The organism is Halorubrum halophilum, assembly GCF_000739595.1.
GTDB classification, from domain to species: domain Archaea; phylum Halobacteriota; class Halobacteria; order Halobacteriales; family Haloferacaceae; genus Halorubrum; species Halorubrum halophilum.
The window spans coordinates 1-1,753 of sequence record NZ_BBJP01000049.1; the positions used below are offsets into that span (position 1 = coordinate 1).

The 1,753-nt window shown below is 57.9% G+C and carries 1 protein-coding gene; it reads right to left on the reverse strand.

What is annotated here, in order from left to right:
* Positions 1–8 precede the first annotated feature (8 nt).
* Positions 9–1,466: an IS66 family transposase gene (tnpC, locus tag ACP96_RS13820; RefSeq protein ID WP_050033744.1), complete on the reverse strand. Its 1,458-nt coding sequence runs from the start codon at positions 1,464–1,466 to the stop codon at positions 9–11.
* Between the last annotated feature and the right edge of the window lie 287 nt (positions 1,467–1,753).

Consider the following 1,753-nt stretch of genomic DNA (forward strand, 5'->3'; position numbering starts at 1 on the left):
GTACGTGTTTACCCCGAGGTCTCGACAGCCGGCACAGCGTGAGCCCGTGACATAACCTCATTATTGCTGACGACTCGACGAAGTTCTTCGTATGGATTGCGTCCCTGCTGGCGCCACGTCGCCAGCAGGGACAAGACCGTCTCGTGAACGAACATTCCTCGGTCATTACGGAGCGTTCCGATGATTTTCCGGAGAACCACTGGCTCACGAAGTGCGTTCTCTGCGGCATTGTTTGTCGGAGAGACCGCTGGCTCACCGACGAAGGTGAGCCAGTGGTCGAGACCTCCTTCGATCTTCCCCAGCAGTGTTGCCACTGGTCCGTCGGGTACTGACCGCTCAATCAGCGATTCAAGCTCTCTTCGCGCCACACGCTGGAGGTCTGCTCTCTCACGTGGACTTGGGTCGCTCTCCAGCCGAGCCTGGAGAGCGACGAATAGCTGTCTGAGAGCTTGGTAGATCGGTTCACCTTCTGGCTGCTTTTCGGCGGCGTCTTCAGCCTCTCGAAGAATGTGCGCCCAGCACCGCTGGAGGTTGCTGCTGAAAGCTGGGTACGCCGCCCATCCGTCACAGACGACTGTTCCCGCGAAGTCCTCGCCGAGGACTTCTGCGGGAACATCACTTCCGCGACTCTCCCTGACCGCGTACAACGTATGTTGAATGGTCCGAAACGTCCAAATCCACGCTTGTTCACCGTCGCGCTTGATGCCTGTCTCGTCGATGTGAACCACGTCAGCATCCTGAATCTCTTGACGGATCTGCTCGTACTCACAGCGACCGGCGCGCGCAGCGCGCTCGGTCGCGTGCCACGCGGATGCACCTGAGAGTTCGAGTCCGTGTAGTTGCTCGAAGCGATCAGCGATCTTCCGGTAAGGAAGGCGGTGATCGTACCGTGACAGAGCTGATTGAGCGATGACGTTCACCCCGAACTGCCCCTCATCGGGGCAGTCGGGGTGAGCCGCAACTGTCTCTGTTCCACAGGAATCGCACTGGTAGTAGTGGCGGTTGTACCGGGTGATTTCTGGGGGCTGGGGATCAGGGATCTCCTCGACGAGTCGGGGGCTGATGCCCACCGACTCGTCGAAGCGGTCGCCACACTCAGGACAACAGTCACAGGTGACTTCGATTTTTTCGTCAGGATCGGCCATAGAACGCCACTCCGGATCGTGACCATCCTTCCGACCGGGAGTGCCACCGTCAGTTCGGACATCGTCGTCTTCGTCATCTTGCGAGGTCGGGGACCCGTCGGTCCCCGACCGTCGCTTACTGGGTGGAGTGTGTGGATTCTCGTACTTCCGGAGGCGTGTTTCGAGTTCTTCGATCCGCTCCTGCTGCTCTTCGATCAGTTCGTTCTGTTCCTCGATCCGCTCGTCCTTCTGGGCGATCTTCTCTTCCAGCTCGTCGATTCGCTCCTCCATCTGGAGAAACCGCGAGAGGAGTTCGTCCTTGGAGAGATCGTCCCAGCTCATCGATTCCACCTCGAAACGAAGACAGCAGGGCTGACGGGATGGTCTCCGCTGCTCGGAGACCATCCCTGAGGATGTAGACTGACTCCCTGCTGGCAGACCATGTGTCTGTCATAGGCCACCACCTACGAGATAGTGACGAAATCAGACGGGGCTAAACACGTACGAATCCTCAACGGGTTCAAGAACACCCAGTACCAGAAGGAGATCCAAATGCGTATACACGGATTGGCGACTGACGCCTGCTTTGTTGGCGAGTTCTGTCTTCGTGAATGTTGTAATTTTTGTTT

Excerpts from the sequence above, each read along its gene's own strand:
- tnpC (WP_050033744.1), bottom strand. The coding sequence starts at position 1,466 with ATGAGCTGGGACGATCTCTCCAAGGACGAACTCCTCTCGCGGTTTCTC.